This window comes from Arthrobacter sp. Y3223166 (assembly GCF_059090935.1).
The window spans coordinates 1-14,775 of record NZ_JBNHGE010000058.1; the positions used below are offsets into that span (position 1 = coordinate 1).

The 14,775-nt window shown below is 68.5% G+C and carries 15 protein-coding genes; 5 read left to right on the forward strand and 10 right to left on the reverse strand.

Translation table 11 applies throughout. The features are described from left to right. Window positions 1–130 precede the first annotated feature (130 nt). Window positions 131–592, forward strand: a complete 462-nt coding sequence (locus tag AC5RUH_RS15735) for a Fur family transcriptional regulator (protein ID WP_494022449.1) — start codon at window positions 131–133, stop codon at window positions 590–592. Next, window positions 593–2,092 (forward strand): catalase, encoded by a 1,500-nt coding sequence (locus AC5RUH_RS15740; protein WP_493966620.1) that lies wholly within the window; start codon window positions 593–595, stop codon window positions 2,090–2,092. 79 nt (window positions 2,093–2,171) lie between these two features. On the opposite strand, the gene AC5RUH_RS15745 is transcribed toward AC5RUH_RS15740, so the two are convergent. Together AC5RUH_RS15745 and AC5RUH_RS15750 are read right to left on the reverse strand one after the other, a co-directional pair. Beyond that, a complete protein-coding gene (locus AC5RUH_RS15745; RefSeq protein WP_494129055.1) occupies window positions 2,172–2,504 on the reverse strand; it encodes an ankyrin repeat domain-containing protein in 333 nt (110 codons plus the stop codon). 159 nt (window positions 2,505–2,663) lie between these two features. After that, window positions 2,664–3,251 carry a TetR/AcrR family transcriptional regulator gene (locus tag AC5RUH_RS15750; RefSeq protein ID WP_494129047.1) on the reverse strand — a complete coding sequence of 196 codons (588 nt, stop codon included), beginning with the start codon at window positions 3,249–3,251 and terminating at the stop codon, window positions 2,664–2,666. Between the two features lie 241 nt (window positions 3,252–3,492). Here AC5RUH_RS15750 and AC5RUH_RS15755 point away from each other — a divergent pair, with 241 nt between their 5' ends. Next, window positions 3,493–3,732, forward strand: a complete 240-nt coding sequence (locus AC5RUH_RS15755; protein ID WP_494022447.1) for a hypothetical protein — start codon at window positions 3,493–3,495, stop codon at window positions 3,730–3,732. A gap of 71 nt (window positions 3,733–3,803) precedes the next feature. On the opposite strand, the gene AC5RUH_RS15760 is transcribed toward AC5RUH_RS15755, so the two are convergent. From AC5RUH_RS15760 to AC5RUH_RS15795, 8 genes are all read right to left on the reverse strand, one after another. Then, window positions 3,804–5,231, reverse strand: a complete 1,428-nt coding sequence (locus tag AC5RUH_RS15760) for an FAD-dependent oxidoreductase (protein WP_494129048.1) — start codon at window positions 5,229–5,231, stop codon at window positions 3,804–3,806. Between the two features lie 180 nt (window positions 5,232–5,411). Beyond that, window positions 5,412–6,485 carry a hypothetical protein gene (locus AC5RUH_RS15765; protein WP_494129049.1) on the reverse strand — a complete coding sequence of 358 codons (1,074 nt, stop codon included), beginning with the start codon at window positions 6,483–6,485 and terminating at the stop codon, window positions 5,412–5,414. Window position 6,486: 1 nt separating this feature from the next. Beyond that, on the reverse strand, window positions 6,487–7,632 hold the full coding sequence (locus AC5RUH_RS15770) for an SseB family protein (protein ID WP_494129050.1): 1,146 nt from the start codon (window positions 7,630–7,632) through the stop codon (window positions 6,487–6,489). Between the two features lie 36 nt (window positions 7,633–7,668). Continuing rightward, on the reverse strand, window positions 7,669–8,196 hold the full coding sequence (locus AC5RUH_RS15775; RefSeq protein WP_494129051.1) for a hypothetical protein: 528 nt from the start codon (window positions 8,194–8,196) through the stop codon (window positions 7,669–7,671). A 14-nt stretch (window positions 8,197–8,210) separates the two neighbouring features. Further along, window positions 8,211–11,423, reverse strand: coding sequence for a glycohydrolase toxin TNT-related protein (locus AC5RUH_RS15780; RefSeq protein ID WP_494129052.1), 3,213 nt, complete (start codon window positions 11,421–11,423; stop codon window positions 8,211–8,213). 59 nt (window positions 11,424–11,482) lie between these two features. Beyond that, on the reverse strand, window positions 11,483–11,860 hold the full coding sequence (locus AC5RUH_RS15785; RefSeq protein ID WP_494129053.1) for a DUF6507 family protein: 378 nt from the start codon (window positions 11,858–11,860) through the stop codon (window positions 11,483–11,485). 58 nt (window positions 11,861–11,918) lie between these two features. Next, entirely contained in the window at window positions 11,919–12,224 is a 306-nt protein-coding gene (locus tag AC5RUH_RS15790) for a hypothetical protein (RefSeq protein ID WP_493939539.1), read from the reverse strand. A gap of 96 nt (window positions 12,225–12,320) precedes the next feature. Next, on the reverse strand, window positions 12,321–12,668 hold the full coding sequence (locus AC5RUH_RS15795; RefSeq protein WP_493939538.1) for a hypothetical protein: 348 nt from the start codon (window positions 12,666–12,668) through the stop codon (window positions 12,321–12,323). 261 nt (window positions 12,669–12,929) lie between these two features. Between AC5RUH_RS15795 and AC5RUH_RS15800 the strand changes: the two genes are divergently transcribed. Continuing rightward, window positions 12,930–13,250, forward strand: coding sequence for a hypothetical protein (locus AC5RUH_RS15800; protein ID WP_494129054.1), 321 nt, complete (start codon window positions 12,930–12,932; stop codon window positions 13,248–13,250). Between the two features lie 2 nt (window positions 13,251–13,252). After that, window positions 13,253–14,578 (forward strand): type VII secretion integral membrane protein EccD, encoded by a 1,326-nt coding sequence (eccD, locus tag AC5RUH_RS15805; RefSeq protein ID WP_494129056.1) that lies wholly within the window; start codon window positions 13,253–13,255, stop codon window positions 14,576–14,578. The last annotated feature ends 197 nt before the right edge of the window (window positions 14,579–14,775 follow it).

Below are 14,775 nucleotides of genomic sequence, written 5' to 3' on the forward strand. Positions count from 1 at the left end.
GGGCGCACGCCCAGGCGGCCAGCGCGCCCGGGCGAGGTGCCTCCCGGCGGCCGGCGCCGCCGTCGTAAGGATTGGACTGAGTCCAGATAATTTTCTGGACTCAGTCCAAAAAAGGTGACAGAATCGTTTCATGGTCGAGATGAGGGATCCGGAGGACTTGTTGCGCGAGGCGTCGCTGCGCGTGACCCGTCCGCGGGCGGCGGTGCTGGAAGCAGTCCGCGCGCACCCGCATGCCGACGCCGACACCATCACCGGTGTGGTGCGGGACGAACTCGGCGGCGTCTCCAAGCAGGCCGTCTACGACGTGCTGGCGGCGCTGACGGACGCCCGGCTGCTGCGCCGGATCGAGCCCTCGGGGTCCCCGGCGCGCTATGAGGCCCGGGTCGGCGACAACCACCACCACGTGGTGTGCCGGTCGTGCGGCAATATTGCCGACGTCGACTGCACCGTGGGCGAGGCACCGTGCCTGACGGCGGCCGAGGGCCACGGTTTCGCGATCGACGAAGCCGAGGTCACCTTCTGGGGCACCTGCCCCGCCTGCACTGCCACGAAAGACCTTCAATTGGAAGATCCGACAAGGAGCGATAACTAAATGGCTGATAACACCAAGCCGTTGACAACTGTTGCGGGCGCGCCCGTAGCCGATAACCAGGACAGCCTGACCGCGGGTCCCCGCGGCCCGATGCTGCTGCAGGACGTCTGGTTCCTGGAGAAGATGGCCCACTTCGACCGCGAGGTCATCCCCGAGCGCCGCATGCACGCCAAGGGCTCCGGTGCTTTCGGCACCTTCACGGTGACCAACGACATCACCAAGTACACCAAGGCCAAGATCTTCTCCGAGGTCGGCAAGAAGACCGAACTGTTCGCCCGCTTCTCCACCGTCGCCGGCGAGCGCGGCGCGGCCGACGCCGAGCGTGACATCCGCGGCTTCTCGGTCAAGTTCTACACCGAAGAGGGCAACTGGGACCTGGTGGGCAACAACACCCCGGTGTTCTTCTTCCGCGACCCGCTGAAGTTCCCGGACCTGAACCACGCAGTGAAGCGTGATCCGCGCACCAACCTGCGCAGCGCCGAGAACAACTGGGACTTCTGGACCAACCTGCCCGAGGCCCTGCACCAGGTCACCATCGTCATGTCCGACCGCGGCATCCCGGCGTCCTACCGCCACATGCACGGCTTCGGCTCGCACACCTACAGCTTCATCAACGACGCCGGCGAGCGCTACTGGGTGAAGTTCCACCACCGTACGCAGCAGGGCATCAAGAACCTCACCGACGCCGAGGCCGCCGCGCTGGTCGGCGAGGACCGCGAGTCGCACCAGCGCGACCTGCTCGAGTCCATCGACCGCGGCGACTTCCCGAAGTGGAAGCTCATGGTCCAGATCATGCCCGAGGCCGACGCGGAGACCTACAAGTACCACCCGTTCGACCTGACCAAGGTCTGGTCTAAGAAGGACTACCCGCTGATCGAGGTTGGCGAGTGGGAGTTGAACCGCAACCCGGAGAACTACTTCGCCGACGTCGAGCAGGCTGCCTTCACTCCGGCCAACGTGGTTCCGGGCATCAGCTTCTCGCCGGACCGCATGCTGCAGGGACGTCTGTTCTCCTATGGCGACGCGCAGCGCTACCGCCTGGGTGTCAACCACCACCAGATCCCGGTCAACTACCCGCGCGGCGCCGGGCTGGTCAACTCCTTCCACCGTGACGGTGCCATGCGCGTCGACGGCAACCAGGGCGCGACCCCGGGCATCAATCCCAACGGCTACGGCCGCTGGCAGGAACAGCCGGCCTACCGCGACCCGGCCCAGGCCGTGGGCGCCGTCGCCGACCGGTTCAACTTCCGCGAGGACGACGACAACTACTACGAGCAGCCCGGCATCCTCTTCCGCGAGAAGATGACCGCCGAGCAGCGCCAGGTGTTGTTCGAGAACACCGCTCGTGCCATCGACGGCGCCTCCCAGGCGACCATCGAGCGCCACATCGCCAACTGCACCAAGGCCGACCCGGCCTACGGCGAAGGCGTGCGCAAGGCCATCGAGGCCCTGCAGGCCGGCAAGATCTCCCCGGTCGATGTGAACACCGACTCGGCGTAACACCCCGCCTGACGGCATAAAACTGCCCGGAACCAGCCCTTGCGGCCGGTTCCGGGCAGTTTTTTCGTTTAGTGGATTGCTACTTGTCCAGCAGATGCTCGCGGCCGAACATTTTGGCCGCATCGCGCGCGCTCGGGGTGCCTGCGTCCAGGTCCGCGCCGACCGCCAGCAGCCTGGACACCACGGCGTCCTCGCCCTTGAACAGGGCGCCGGCGATCGGGGACTGGTCGCGGACGTTGCGGATGTCCGGATTGGCGCCCCGGCCCAGCAGCATGCCCACGGTCTCTTCCTGCCCGTGGTAGGCGGCCAGCATCAGCAGGGTGTTGTGGTCGGAATCCAGCGCGTCCACGGGCAGCCCGTGGTCGAGGAATTCCGCGAGCTCGCCGGTCTTGCCCTCGCGGGCCAGGTCCATGGCGAGCGCAACCACGCGTCGGGTCTGTTCTTCATTCAGCGGTATATCGTTCGTCACTCCCCCAGAGTATGCGAGCCCCTGCCGAATCACGACGGCGGAGCGCCCCTTCCGTCCAGCGGCGGCTCCCGCAGGGTGTCACCACGGCGCCGCGCGGACTTCTCAGGCGGCGGCCGCCAGGAAACGTTCCAGGAGCAGGTTGAACGCCGCCGCCGGCTCCCCGGCCTGGTCGGCAACCACCTGCCCGAACCACAGGCCGCACACGCCGGCGGCGAAGAGCGTTCCTTCGGCCGCCGCCGTCTGCTCCCCTGCCCCGCGGGCCCGCAGCCACCCGGTGGCGGCATCGCGCCAGCGAACGAACCCGGGCGGTCGCGCCGGCGGCGCCGGATCGGTGGTGTGCCGGGCGGCCGCCTGCTGGATGGCTACTTCGAAGCCCAGGCGCTGCAGGGCGAGGCTCTGCGGGGTCTGCGAGTGCTCCCACACCTGGAGCAGCAACTGCCGCAGCTCCGGAACCGCCAGGCCGGCCAACTGCTCCGGCGACGGCGCGGAGAGATCGGCCTCGACCCGTTGCACAATCTCCTCGAGCAGCTGTTCCCGGTGCCCGAAGTGATAGACCAGCATGTAGCTGCTGATGCCCAGGGCTTCGGCGAGCGGGCGAAAGGACAGGTCCGCGAGGTTCTTGTCCTGCAGGTAGGCCAGGATGTCCTCGAGCAGCTGCGGCTTGCGCTGCGGGTTCTGCGGTCTGGCCATGCGGTGTGCCCTGCCTCCTTCTGCGTGGGACCTGAAGCGCCCGACGCGGATCGGGGCGCCGGTGGATGCGGCGGCCACCGGCTCGGCTTCAGCATAGTCGTTGCCGGCCCGACACCGGTTCTTCCGCGACATGCCGGGACGCCTCGCGGATAAAGGGCCGCCGGCTCCCATACTGGGCGAAAGGGCAGAAACGCGGAATCAGACCGGCCGGCGGCCGGCAGTGAAGCGGGCGAGGATGGCGATGGTGGCTCCAGTACAGTCCCTGCTGCAGCGGTGCGGCGGCCGCTTCCGGACCTGGCTCCACCGCCCGGAACCGGGAAGCCCACGAGGACCGGATGCTTGTCTCCCGGATCCTTACCAGGCGCTGCTCAGCTGCCTGCGTTCCACCTATCCCGAAGCCCGCCTCAGCACGCCCGGCGACGACAAGGTCCGCGTGGAACTTCCCGGCGGCGACGTCCTGCGCTTCTACCTCAAGCGCTAGCACACCGCGCGCCGGTGCGGCGCCGGGTCGGGCGGGCTCCCCGCGCGGAACCGGGTACCCGGTTCCGCGGATCAGTGCTGCGAGATCTTCACCATTTCTTCGCGCGGGACCACCTTGACGCGCTCGCGCTCGACGGCGGGAACATCGCCGTCGTTGTTTTCGGGGACGAAGGAGGCCCCGAGCTCACGCTCATGGGCATCCAGCTTCAGCCAGCCTTCCCACGTGGTGTAGGCGACGCCTCGCTCCTCGAGCAGCTTGATGATCGCATCCTCGGCGGGATCGGAGGCAGCGGGCAGGTCCAGCCGGTCCTCGAGCAGGAAGCCGATGGTCTCCAGCGCATCGCCCTTGGTGTGGCCGATCAGGCCCACCGGCCCGCGCTTGATCCAGCCGGTGGCATAGATGCCCGGCACCGGGTTGCCGTCCTCGTCCAGCACACGCCCGCCCTCGTTCGGGATGACGCCGCGGCGGGCATCGTAGCCGACCTCGGGCAGCTCGGAGCCGAAGTAACCGATGGCCCGGTAGACGGCCTGGACCGGGTATTCGACGATTTCGCCGGTGCCGCGGACGTTGCCGGTGCCGTCCAGCTCGTTGCGCTCGAATTTGATCGCCGCCACGTTCCCGGCGCCGTCGCCGCTGCCTTCCACGATTTCCACGGGCGTGTGCAGGAAGTGCAGGTGCAGGCGGCGGGAAGCGCCGGTGTCCTGTTCTTCCACCAGCCAGTTGGTCAGGGTGTTGACCATCGTCTTGGTCTGGTTGTTGGAGCGGATCGCCTCGTCGGAGCCCTCGTCGAAGTCGAAGTCCTCCGGGTAGAGCACGATGTCCACGTCGCGCGAATGCGAAAGCTCGCGCAGCTCCAGCGGGGTGAACTTCACCTGCGCCGGACCGCGCCGGCCGAAGACGTGCACATCGGTGACGGGAGAGTTCTTCAGGCCGCGGTACACGTTGTCCGGGATCTCGGTGCTGAGCAGGTCGTCGGCGTGCTTGGAGAGCATGCGGGCCACGTCCAGCGCCACGTTGCCGTTGCCGATGACCGCGATCTCCTTGGCCTCCAGCGGCCAGTCGCGGGGCACGTCCGGATGCCCGTCGTACCAGGACACGAAGTCTGCCGCGCCGAAGGATCCTTCGAGCTCAACGCCGGGGATGTCCAGCTCGGCATCCTGGATGGCGCCCGTCGCGAAGATCACCGCGTCGTAGAAGTGCCGGAAGTCGCTCAGGGTCAGGTCCCGGCCGTAGTCGACATTGCCCAGGAAGCGGATGTCGCCGCGGTCCAGCACCTTGTGCAGGGCGTTGACGATGCCCTTGATCCGCGGGTGGTCGGGGGCCACGCCGTAGCGGATCAACCCGTAGGGCGCGGGGTAGCGGTCGAAGAGGTCGATGCTGACCTCGAAATCCCGCTCCGCCTTGGTGAGGATGTCGGCGGCGTAAACGCCGGCTGGTCCGGCGCCGACGATAGCCACCCTCAGGGGACGCTGGGTGATGGCCTCGGCAGAGTTAGACACGGGCAGTCCTTCTTCTTCGGGAATCCTCCTGCGCAATAAGCGCACAGTTTCCTATTCTAAATGCCCGCCGGTTTCCCTCCTAACAGTGTGCCGCGTATCTCACTGGCGCCCGGGCGCCGGCGGTGCGTCGCCGGGCCAGGGACCGGTGCGGCTCCTCAGGCTTGCCGCATCGTCCGGCCCTCAGCCGGCGGCTCCCAGCCGGTTCGGACCGAACAGCGGCGAGCCGTCGTCCGACTCGATCGACGCCAGCAGCTCCTCGATGGGCGCCCCGGAGTAATAGGTCAGGTGGCGCGCCCCGGTGCCGGCCGGGAAGAAGGCCCTGAACTCCCCCCGCTCGCTGGTGCCGGTGAGGGTGACGGGGTAGGCCTGGTCGGGGTCCTCGACCCGGCAACCGTATCGGTCGGTGTAGGGCAGGAAACCATCCCCGGCGTCCGCTGCCTCCAGGAACCGGTTGGCCCGGCCGCTGAGGAACAACAGGCAACGTGTAAGTATGTCCGGGTCCTCGGTGCGCACGTAGGACCTTTTCCGGTCCGCGTTGTCGTGCGGCATTTCAAAGTCCAGGATGTACCCGTCGGCGGTCGCGCTGACGGTCGTGCGCTCTCCGGCCGCGTTCATGATCGCCCACTGATCGTCACGGATCAGCGGTTCGGCTATGGCGGCGTACTGTGCGGCCTTGTCCATCCGTTCGGGCGGCAGTTCCGCCAGCCGGCCCGGCAGCCCTTGGAGAACGTGGCCTGGCCTGCCCGGCCCGAACAGCGGGGCACCGTCCGCCGCGACGAGTGACACCACGAGGGACTCCAGCGGAAGCGCAGCATACCGGGTGAAGATCCGCGCGTCGCGTGCCACCGGAAAGCCGGCGGTGACGGTGCCGCCGGGTCCCGTACGTTCGAGCACGGCGGGCGACTTGTGCGGCTTGGTGCGAAGCGTCCAGCCGCCGGCGTCATCCATCCCCTGGTCGGAGAGAGCCAGAAAGCGCAGGCCGCGGCGTTTGCGCTGCCAGAACGCGGCCCGGAACAACAGGCAGCGCAGCAGGGCCTCCGGGTCCGTGGTCCGGACGTATTCCGGCTTCCCGGGCCAGTAAGGCGCGATGATGTCCCGAAAGACGAAGCCGTCGGCCTCGGCCGCGATGGACATCCGGACGCCGTAGTCGTTCCGCACGGTCCAGGCGCCGTCCTCCAGCGAACTGCGGCCCCCGAACCACTCTGCAGCCGTCGTCAGCAGGGCTTCGTCCAACTGCCCCAGGTGGGCGGCCATGTCAGAAGTCCGAGGCGCGGAGCAGCGCTTCCGGGCCGGCGGGGTCCACCACCATCGACAGTTCGGGCCTCTGGCGCAGCATGTCGATCGCCCAGGTTGCCGGCACTTCCCTGAACCGCGCCGCCGGCCGGAAAGCGGCAACTTCCGGCCCGGAGGAGAATACGGGAAGAATCGGCCCGCCGTCCTGGCCCTTGAGCAGGATCGGGCCCCCGTCGGAGCCACCCTCGCCGGAACGGTCAACCGCCAGAACAACGGCGCCGGGCCGCTTGAGCTGTTCGGCGACGGCGTCGGTGCCGCCCTGGCTTGCCACGGCCCGCTTCAGGCCGACATTGGCCAGGCTCCCGGCCGCGAAGCTGATTTCCGGACGACCGAGGGCGCAGGCGGGGCCGGCGGGATTGATGTAGAGGTAGGCAATGTCCCGGTGGCCGTCGACGAACTTCACCAGTTCCTCGCCGGGCTGGACCCAGGACACCGGCGCCCCCGGCCGGCCCGTGGAGGCCCGGAATTCGGCCAGCTTCTCCTGCGAGGTGAAGGCGAGCACGGACGGCGAACCGTGGACTTCGACGACGCTGATGCCCGGGCGGCCGGGATTATCTGTGGCATCGAGCAACACTTCGCTGCCGATCAGGTGGCGCAACACATTGACGGCCGCCGCCTTCCCCGGATTCTCGCTGAATCTCGCCACGGCGTCGGCGACCAAGCGGTTGTCCAGCCCGCGCCGGCCGGCCTGTTCCTGTCCGGCCGCTGATGCGGGCCCCTGGTCGGCCGGTTCTCCCAGACCGAAATCAGGCGCGGGCTGGTCGAAATTGAAGTAGGTGTCCAGGGAGTATTTCGGCTCCGGCCAGTCCCGTGCAGAGAGGTTCACGGCTGCCGAGCGCCAGGATTCTCCGTTCTCCCCCGCGCTGAGGCTGCGCAGTTCGACGGCGGCGTCGAAGGGCGCGGTGCCGGGCTGCAGGGCGCCGGCATTGGCCGCTGCCATGCCGGCGCGGTCTTGGGTGATGCGCATGAGCATGGCGCCGGCGGATGGTTTCAGCTCCAGCACCATCCGGTCCCAGCCGGGCTCGGAATTGACGGCCTGCAGCATCCAGCCGGCGAGTATCTCGGCCAACTGCTGTTGGCGGAGCAGCACAGGCGTCTGTTCGGACATGGAATGGGTTCCTTCTTCCGGGAGGGTGCGGGGGAGCTACTGGGCGGGGTCCTGGAACGGGGCCCGTTCACTGCCAAGCACCAGCTCTTCGGTCGCCGGGTCCAGATACGGCACGTCCAAACCGTTGCTTTCAAGGAGGTCGCGCATCCAGCCGGGAACCCGTTCCTGTTCGCGCGGAAACAGGGCCAGCTCGGCCTGGACCCCAGCGGGAGGTACCGGCATCTGGAGGGCGCCCGGGGCGGGATCCAACGGCTCCGTGTCGAACCGTTCGAACCGCGGCTCTTCGTCCGGGACCAGGGTCAGCCGGGCGGCGAACCATGTGCCCTTGCCTTTGGTGTAGCTGGCGGCTTTGTCCGACTTTAACGCCCTGCGGTCCAGCGGCACGGCCTCGGAGAAGTCAATGCTGACCCAGGCGCCTTCAGCGGTTTGTGCCATCTCCGTCCAGGAGACGGTTGCACCGTAGATCTCGAACTCCAGCCGGATCTCCCGATAGGTCCGGAACCGCGAAGAGGCCGCGGTTGCCATGGCCGACAAAAACTCGTCGGAGAGCAGCTGTGATGTCACGAGGAGTACATTCCTTAGTTTTCGAAGTCGAAGCGCCGGGTTTGGCCGTTAACCGTTACCTTGAGTTCCACCATATGTGGAACACGGTTTCCCCCACCAGCATCGTAGATCGGGCGGACGTCCCACGTGACCGAGGGCTTGCTGCCCCCGGGAGGCACGTCGCGGAGCCGGTCGCGGATCCAAAGCTCGGTGTCATACCAGGTGTCGGCGGCCCCCGTCAGCCGCAACCGCTCGATGGGCGTCAGGGCGCCCAGGCCGAGGTTCCGGTTTTGGATGTTCAGCTGGGGAATCAGGTTGATCTTCTCCCCCGGTCCGCCGAACATGGCCGCGAGGAGGTGGCCGCCGTCGTAGTCGCCGCCGCCGTGACCGCCCACGTGGGTCTGGTTGCCGGGATGCCGCCAGGTGTCGGCCTGCTCCTTGGGAAAGTACTCGAGGTCGTGGGCGTGCAGTGCCGTGGGGCGCCCGAACCCGTCGGTGTGGACCACGATGTTGCCGTCGATGTGGTACCGGACGTTGGGCCGCGGGTTGTTCAGTTCGGGATTCCAGTTGCCCTTGGATCCGCTGGGAGCCTCGATCTGCTGGATGTGGCCGGCGGAGTTCGTGTAAAACTTGCCGCGGCCCTCCACCTCGTAGACGGTCGTGGGTTTTAGCGTGATGCCCTGCTCTTCGACCGCGTCAATGACTGATTTCCGTGCGGACAAGTCGAGGTCGTGCTTGGCCAGCAGGTCCACCGGGTCGCCGGCGTTGCGCGCCCACGGCGGGTCGAACCGGCGCGGCCCGGTCTCGTGGAGGCCTTCCCTTCGGATCAGTTCGTCGACGCCGATGGCTTTGGGATCGGGGCCCTGGGTGGTGTCGAGGAACCGCAGCTGGGTTCCGCCGCCCGGGCGCCCGAAAGCCGGGGCGATTTCGGAGACCTCGACCTCGACGCCCTCGGGCAGGCGGCCAAGCTCGAAGTGGTGCAGCTCCTTGCCGAGGGTATCGACCGGCAGGCCGCGCATGTGCCACGGGGTTCCCTCGATGGCCAGGTAGGCTCCGCCGTTGGGGCCGATCCGGTCCAGCTGGACATTCCCAAAGTCGGACTGCAGCTCGTCGTACGACGAGTACGTCCGGATGGTTCCTTCGACCGCCCCGGCGTTGTCCGGATAGGCCGCCCGGTACTCGTCCGGCCGGAACTCGTCCAACTCGCTGTACCGGTTCGCGTACTCGGCTCTATCCAAGGGGTTCCCGAGCTCGTCGGTGCCGTAGGCGGGCTGGGAGCGGTCCACGATGGCGTCGAGGTCGCTGTTGATGTCCACGCGGCCGTGCTGGTCCTTAGGCAGGTCCGCCCAGTCCGGCATCTCCACGTCCTGGTAGAGGTCATCGGCCCGGTGCTGGCCATATCTGGCGTGTGCCTCCGGGTTCTGGATCGCGTCGGGCACAGCGGTGCCGTACTGCGGTTCCTGCGGATGGCGGAAGCTGTCGTCGACCCGCTGTCCGTTCACGTCATAGCCGTTGACGCCGTCGCCGGACCCCGCAGCGGCCGCCTTGTGTGTGGCGGGATCGGGTTCCGGGGCCCTTGAGCCCGAAGCATCGGCTCCGGCGTCGGGAGTGCGTGCCGGCGCCTCCGCGTCGGGAGTGCGTGCCGGCGCCTCCGCGTCGGGGGTGCGCGCCGGCGCCTCCGCGTCGGGGGTGCGCGCCGGCGCCTCCGCGTCGGGAGTGCGTGCCGGCGCCGACTTGGCCTCCGGCGTCTCAATCCGCTGGCCGTACTGCGGAGGGCCGGGACGTTCCGGCACGGTGTAGCCGCCGGTGCGCGACGACGGTCTGGGTCCGTCCGCGTCAAAGTTCATGATCGTGTTGGCGTTCCGGCCGGACGGCGTCTCCACATCGAAGCGGTGCCCGGTAGTGTAACCGCCGCCCGCGGTAGCCAGGCGCGGGCCGCCCAGCGCGTTCGCCAGGTTGTCCGTGCCGGTGCGCAGCGACGTCGTGAAGTTGTCCGCGCCGGCGCGCAGGCCCGAGGCGGCGTGGCGCAGCCCGTCGGTGAAAGCGTGGCCGGCGGTGCTGACGTAGGGGCGGACCGTGCCGGTGACCGTCTTGAAGCCGCTGGTCGTGACATCGATGGCAGTGAACTTGAAGTTGGTGGAGAAATCGATGGCGCGGGTGGTCAGGCCCGCGGTCTTGGACAGGCCGGAGAAGTCCAGCACCTTGGCCGCTGCCCCGCCGGCCCGACTGACCGCGGTGACCTTGTTGGCCACGCCGCCGGCCTTGGCCACGGCGCCGCCGCCGGCGGTCAGGAGGATGGCGGAGAGATCGAACGCCGTCGCGCCGGCGGCGTAGGCCGGGTCGCGCTGCCAGTCGTCCCAGTGGATGGCCGCCTTGCCGACGGCCAGCAGTTCCTCGCCTGCCTTTTTGACCGTGCCCGGGCCGCCGATCGACTCGGCCACGAGCGCGGAGATCGGGCTGGAGACGATGGCCACGTTCAGGGCGATCTGGCCGATGCCCTTCCAGGTGGCGGCGAAGGTCTCGCCGTCGGTGAAGTTGACCATGTTCCACAGGCCGGTCACCGTGCCGGTGATCCCGCTCCAGACGCCCTTGCCGAAGGACACCATGCCGTCCCAGGCGTCCGCGTACCACGGCTTGTCCCACTCCGTCGGCTTGCCCCAGGGAATGTGCCCCTCGCCGGTCGCCGAATCAAGCTGTTCTGCCGAGTAGCCGTAGGCCTGCTGGCCGGTGCCGGGGCCGTCCTGCGTGGTTTCGACCAGGGTGATGCCGCCGTAGAGCGCGGCAATCGCGTTGGCGCAGGTTCGCTCGGCCGCCATGTGCTCGGCCGCCAGCGCATTGGCGTCCCTGAGGATCCGGTTGTCGTCGTTAACCAGGTCCTCGTCCTTGCGCCAATCGCTGCCTTCGTTGGCGATCTGCGCCCGCACGCCGTGCCAGCGGGCCAGCAGCGCGTCGTAGCGCGCTGTGAAGGTGTCCGCCCAGTCGGCGAACGCCTCGATGGCCGACTTGATGGCCGCGGTGTCGGACTTGAGGTCCTCGGTGGTGGTCCTGATCGGTTTGACCGCGACGTAGACCTGCGGGGCCTCCGGTGACTTATAGACCGCTTCCAGCCCGCTCCAGTCGCTCTCGATCAGTTCGACGGCGTCGTCAATGTCTTCGGCCTTGTCGTCCAGCGCCTTGGCGTGGGTGCGCAGCAGTTCCGCGTCGGGCCGCTGCGGGTATTCCTCGGCGTAGGGATCCCAGGCCGTCATTGCTTCCCCTTATTCGGTGCGTGAGACTTGATGTTTGTGAAAGTGGCGGGACCGGTCGATCAGAGCGCCAGCGGAGAGGGTCCGTGCGGCCGGTGCGGCCGCGAGGCGTCTCCCTCCTCGGGCAGCGTCCCGATCAGGTTTTGGGCATCCGACGCCATCTGCGCGTCCCCCATGACGTAGGAATTCACCGCGTCCATGGTGCCCTGGAAGGTGGTCTGCAGCCGTCCGGCAACACTGTTCAGGCCCGGTTGGACGGTCTTCTCCGCCCAGCCGTTGAGCGCGTCCATCACCGGGCCGGACTTGGCGGCAGCGACGATATCGCTGACGGCGGTACCCAGGGCCGGGAAATCCTTCTCAAAGCTGTCGGCCCGCCCGCTGGCGGTGGTGACGATTGTTTGGACTTTGGTGGGTTCGATGTCCCAGCCGTCGAGTGCCACTGCTGTTTGCCTTTCGTGCCGGACCTTGGCGGACTGGTGCGATCTGGATGCTGCCGGTCTAGATGTTGGCGATCTTCGCGCCGGCCGTCTTGATGGTGTTGCCGGCGGTGCTCTTGGCATCCTCCAGCAGCTTGTGCACGTCCGCCATGATGCCCGCGAACGCGAAGCCCGCGTCTGCCCAGGCCTGCTCCACCCGGTCGTACTGCTCTGCGATGTCGGTGGCCTGGAACTTGGCCTGCAGGTCCGCGGCGTCTTTCTTGCGGGTTTCCACCAGCGCGTTAAGCTTCTTCTTCACCCGGTCCAGGTTGTCCTGGGCCTGCGATGCTCCGCCGTCGGAGAAGGCGAATGAATTCTGGTCTGCCATAATGTTTCCTTCCTCATGCCCGGCCTCGGCCGGAAAAAGATCGTCTGTGGGTCATTGCCGCTTGAGGGGCGGGAGCCTGCCTGCTTCCGGTGCAGGCTAGCCGCGGTTGCGGAAGACGGCGTCGTCCCAGGCCGCCTTGCCCTCGGTGGCATCGGCGTCGTCGGCCTGCTGCTGCTCGCCCAACTGCATGGTGGTGTTGACCTCGGACTGGCCCTGCTGAATGGAAACCAGCGATTTCTGCAGCCCGGACGCCACCATGTTCGCCCGGCCCATGATGCCCTTGAACTTCTCCCAAAAGTCGCCGGCGGTGTTGCCGCGCATGGGCTCGGGAACTGCCTCAAGCTCCTTCATCAGCGCCTGGAGTTCGGTATCGGCCGCCGCGCTGGCCTTCCCGGCGTCGACAAACGCGCTCTTTTCCATCTTGATGAACTGGTTGCCGCTCATTGCTCCACCTCCGTGCCCCGTCACGGGGCTGTAGCTGCCGCTTCCGCCGGCGGACGCCTGCTGCGTCCGCGGTGCGCCGGGTTGCCGCCCGGCCGGTTGTCTTCGAGCGGTTCCCCGCCTTTACCATAGAACGCGCTGGCTCGCACCGCGTCAATCGACGTTAATGGGTACATCTCCCCATCCTGAGCGGGACACGCGGGAATTTATCCATCGTTTGGAGCGATAAGCTCGGTAGGCGACGCACCGCTTGGGAGGAGAGATGTGGCTCACGATTACGACAACCAGCTCATTGAGTCAGTGGCTGTCCGGCGTGCCCGGCTGACCACGGCGCTGCTGTACGGCGCGAACCCGCTCCAGCGGCGCTGGAAGTCCAGCGTGCGCACCTTCTTCTTCAGCATCGCCATGGCGGCTGTCATCGCAGCCGTCTGCGTGGGCTATTCGTTCGTGACCAACCTGCTGGAAGACCTGCGGCAGGAACGGCAGCAGCGGACGCAGTCCGCCGTCGTCCTCCACCTCGGCGGCCATCCGGCGGACGACGACGGCGCCCGCCTGCCGCCCGTCCCCCACCGAGGAGCCGCTTGAGCATGGCCGAAACCTTTACCCGCGTGACCGTGGCCGGGCCGCAGCGCCATGTGGACGTCCTGCTCCCGTCGCAAACGCCCGTCGGCCTGCTGCTGCCGCAGGTCCTGGACCTGCTCGATGACCAGCCGGCCGCCGCCGTCGCCGTGAAAACGCTGATCACCCCCGCCGGCGATCCGGTCCGCGAGGACGCGTCGCTGACCGACGCGGGCATTGCCGACGGCGCCATGCTCCGGCTGGTGAATGTCTCCGAGGCCCCGCCTGCACCGGTGGTGTACGACATCACCGACGCCGTGGTGGAACAGACCGAGGACATCGGCGGCCGCTGGACCGAGCGGGTCCGCCGCGGGACGGGCGCCGTCTTCGCCGCCGTCGGACTGTACCTGGGCGTGCACCTGCTGCTCGAGGGCGCCGCCACCGCCATGGCCGCCGCCGTCTTCTTCGCGCTGGCCGCGGTGCTGCTGGGCGCCGGCATCTACCTGGGCCGGGCGACCGCCACGGTGCTGGGCCCGCTGCTGGTGGGCACCGGCTGGCTGCTGGCCGTGGGCGGCGTGCTGCGTCTGCCCGCCGATCACGGGACGCACGTGCTGCTGGCCGCCGCGGCGAGCGCCGTGGCACTGGTCGGTGCCGGTTTGATCTCGCAGCGTCCGCGGGCGCTGATGTCTGCCGCGGGCCTGCTCGCCCTGCTCACCGTTTTCTGGGCTGCCTCGCTGGCTCTCTTCGGCGCCCCGGTGCTGGCCGCCGGCGTGGCCGCGCTGCTCAGCTGCGCGACCCTCGGCCTGCTGCCGCAGATCGCCCTCTCCGCGTCCGGACTGGCCACGCTGGACGACCGGCGGGCCAAGGGCGGCCGCATCGGCCGCACCGACGTCCACGTGGCCATCGGCTCGGCGCACCGCGGCCTCAGCTTCGGCACCGCGCTGGCGGCGCTCTCGGTGGCCGCCGGACTGTGGATCCTGGGAACCGACACCGAGCGGCAGGCCTGGACGATGCCGCTGATCGGTTGTCTGGCCCTGGCCACCGGGCTGCGGGCGCGCGCCTTTCCGCTGGCCACCGACCGGATCGCGCTGTACCTGGCGGCCGCCGTCGGCACGCTGGCCCTGGCGCGCTCGGTGCTGGCCTTCTCTCCGGGGCACGGCTGGTTCGTGGCGGCCGGCCTGCTGGTGCTGGCCATCGCCGTGGTGATCTCGCTGACCGTCACGCTGGCCGACCATTCCGCCGCGAAACTGCGCCTGCTGGCCAACCGGTTGGAGACGCTGGCCATCCTGGCCGCCGTCCCGCTGGTCATCGGCTTGTTCGGCGTCTTCGCCTCGCTGCTGACCACCTTCGACTGAGACAGGTTGGAACCGATTCCATGGAACCGATGTCGCGCAGGGACCTGTTCGCCCGGGAGAATACCGCCACCGGGCACGTCCCGGCAGGCCCGCCCCGGCAGGCTTCCGTGCCCCCGGCCGCCCCGTCCGGTGCGGGCTTGCCCGGCCGGACACAGGTGGCCGACCCGTGGAGCACGCCGGCTCCGGCCGCCGGACCC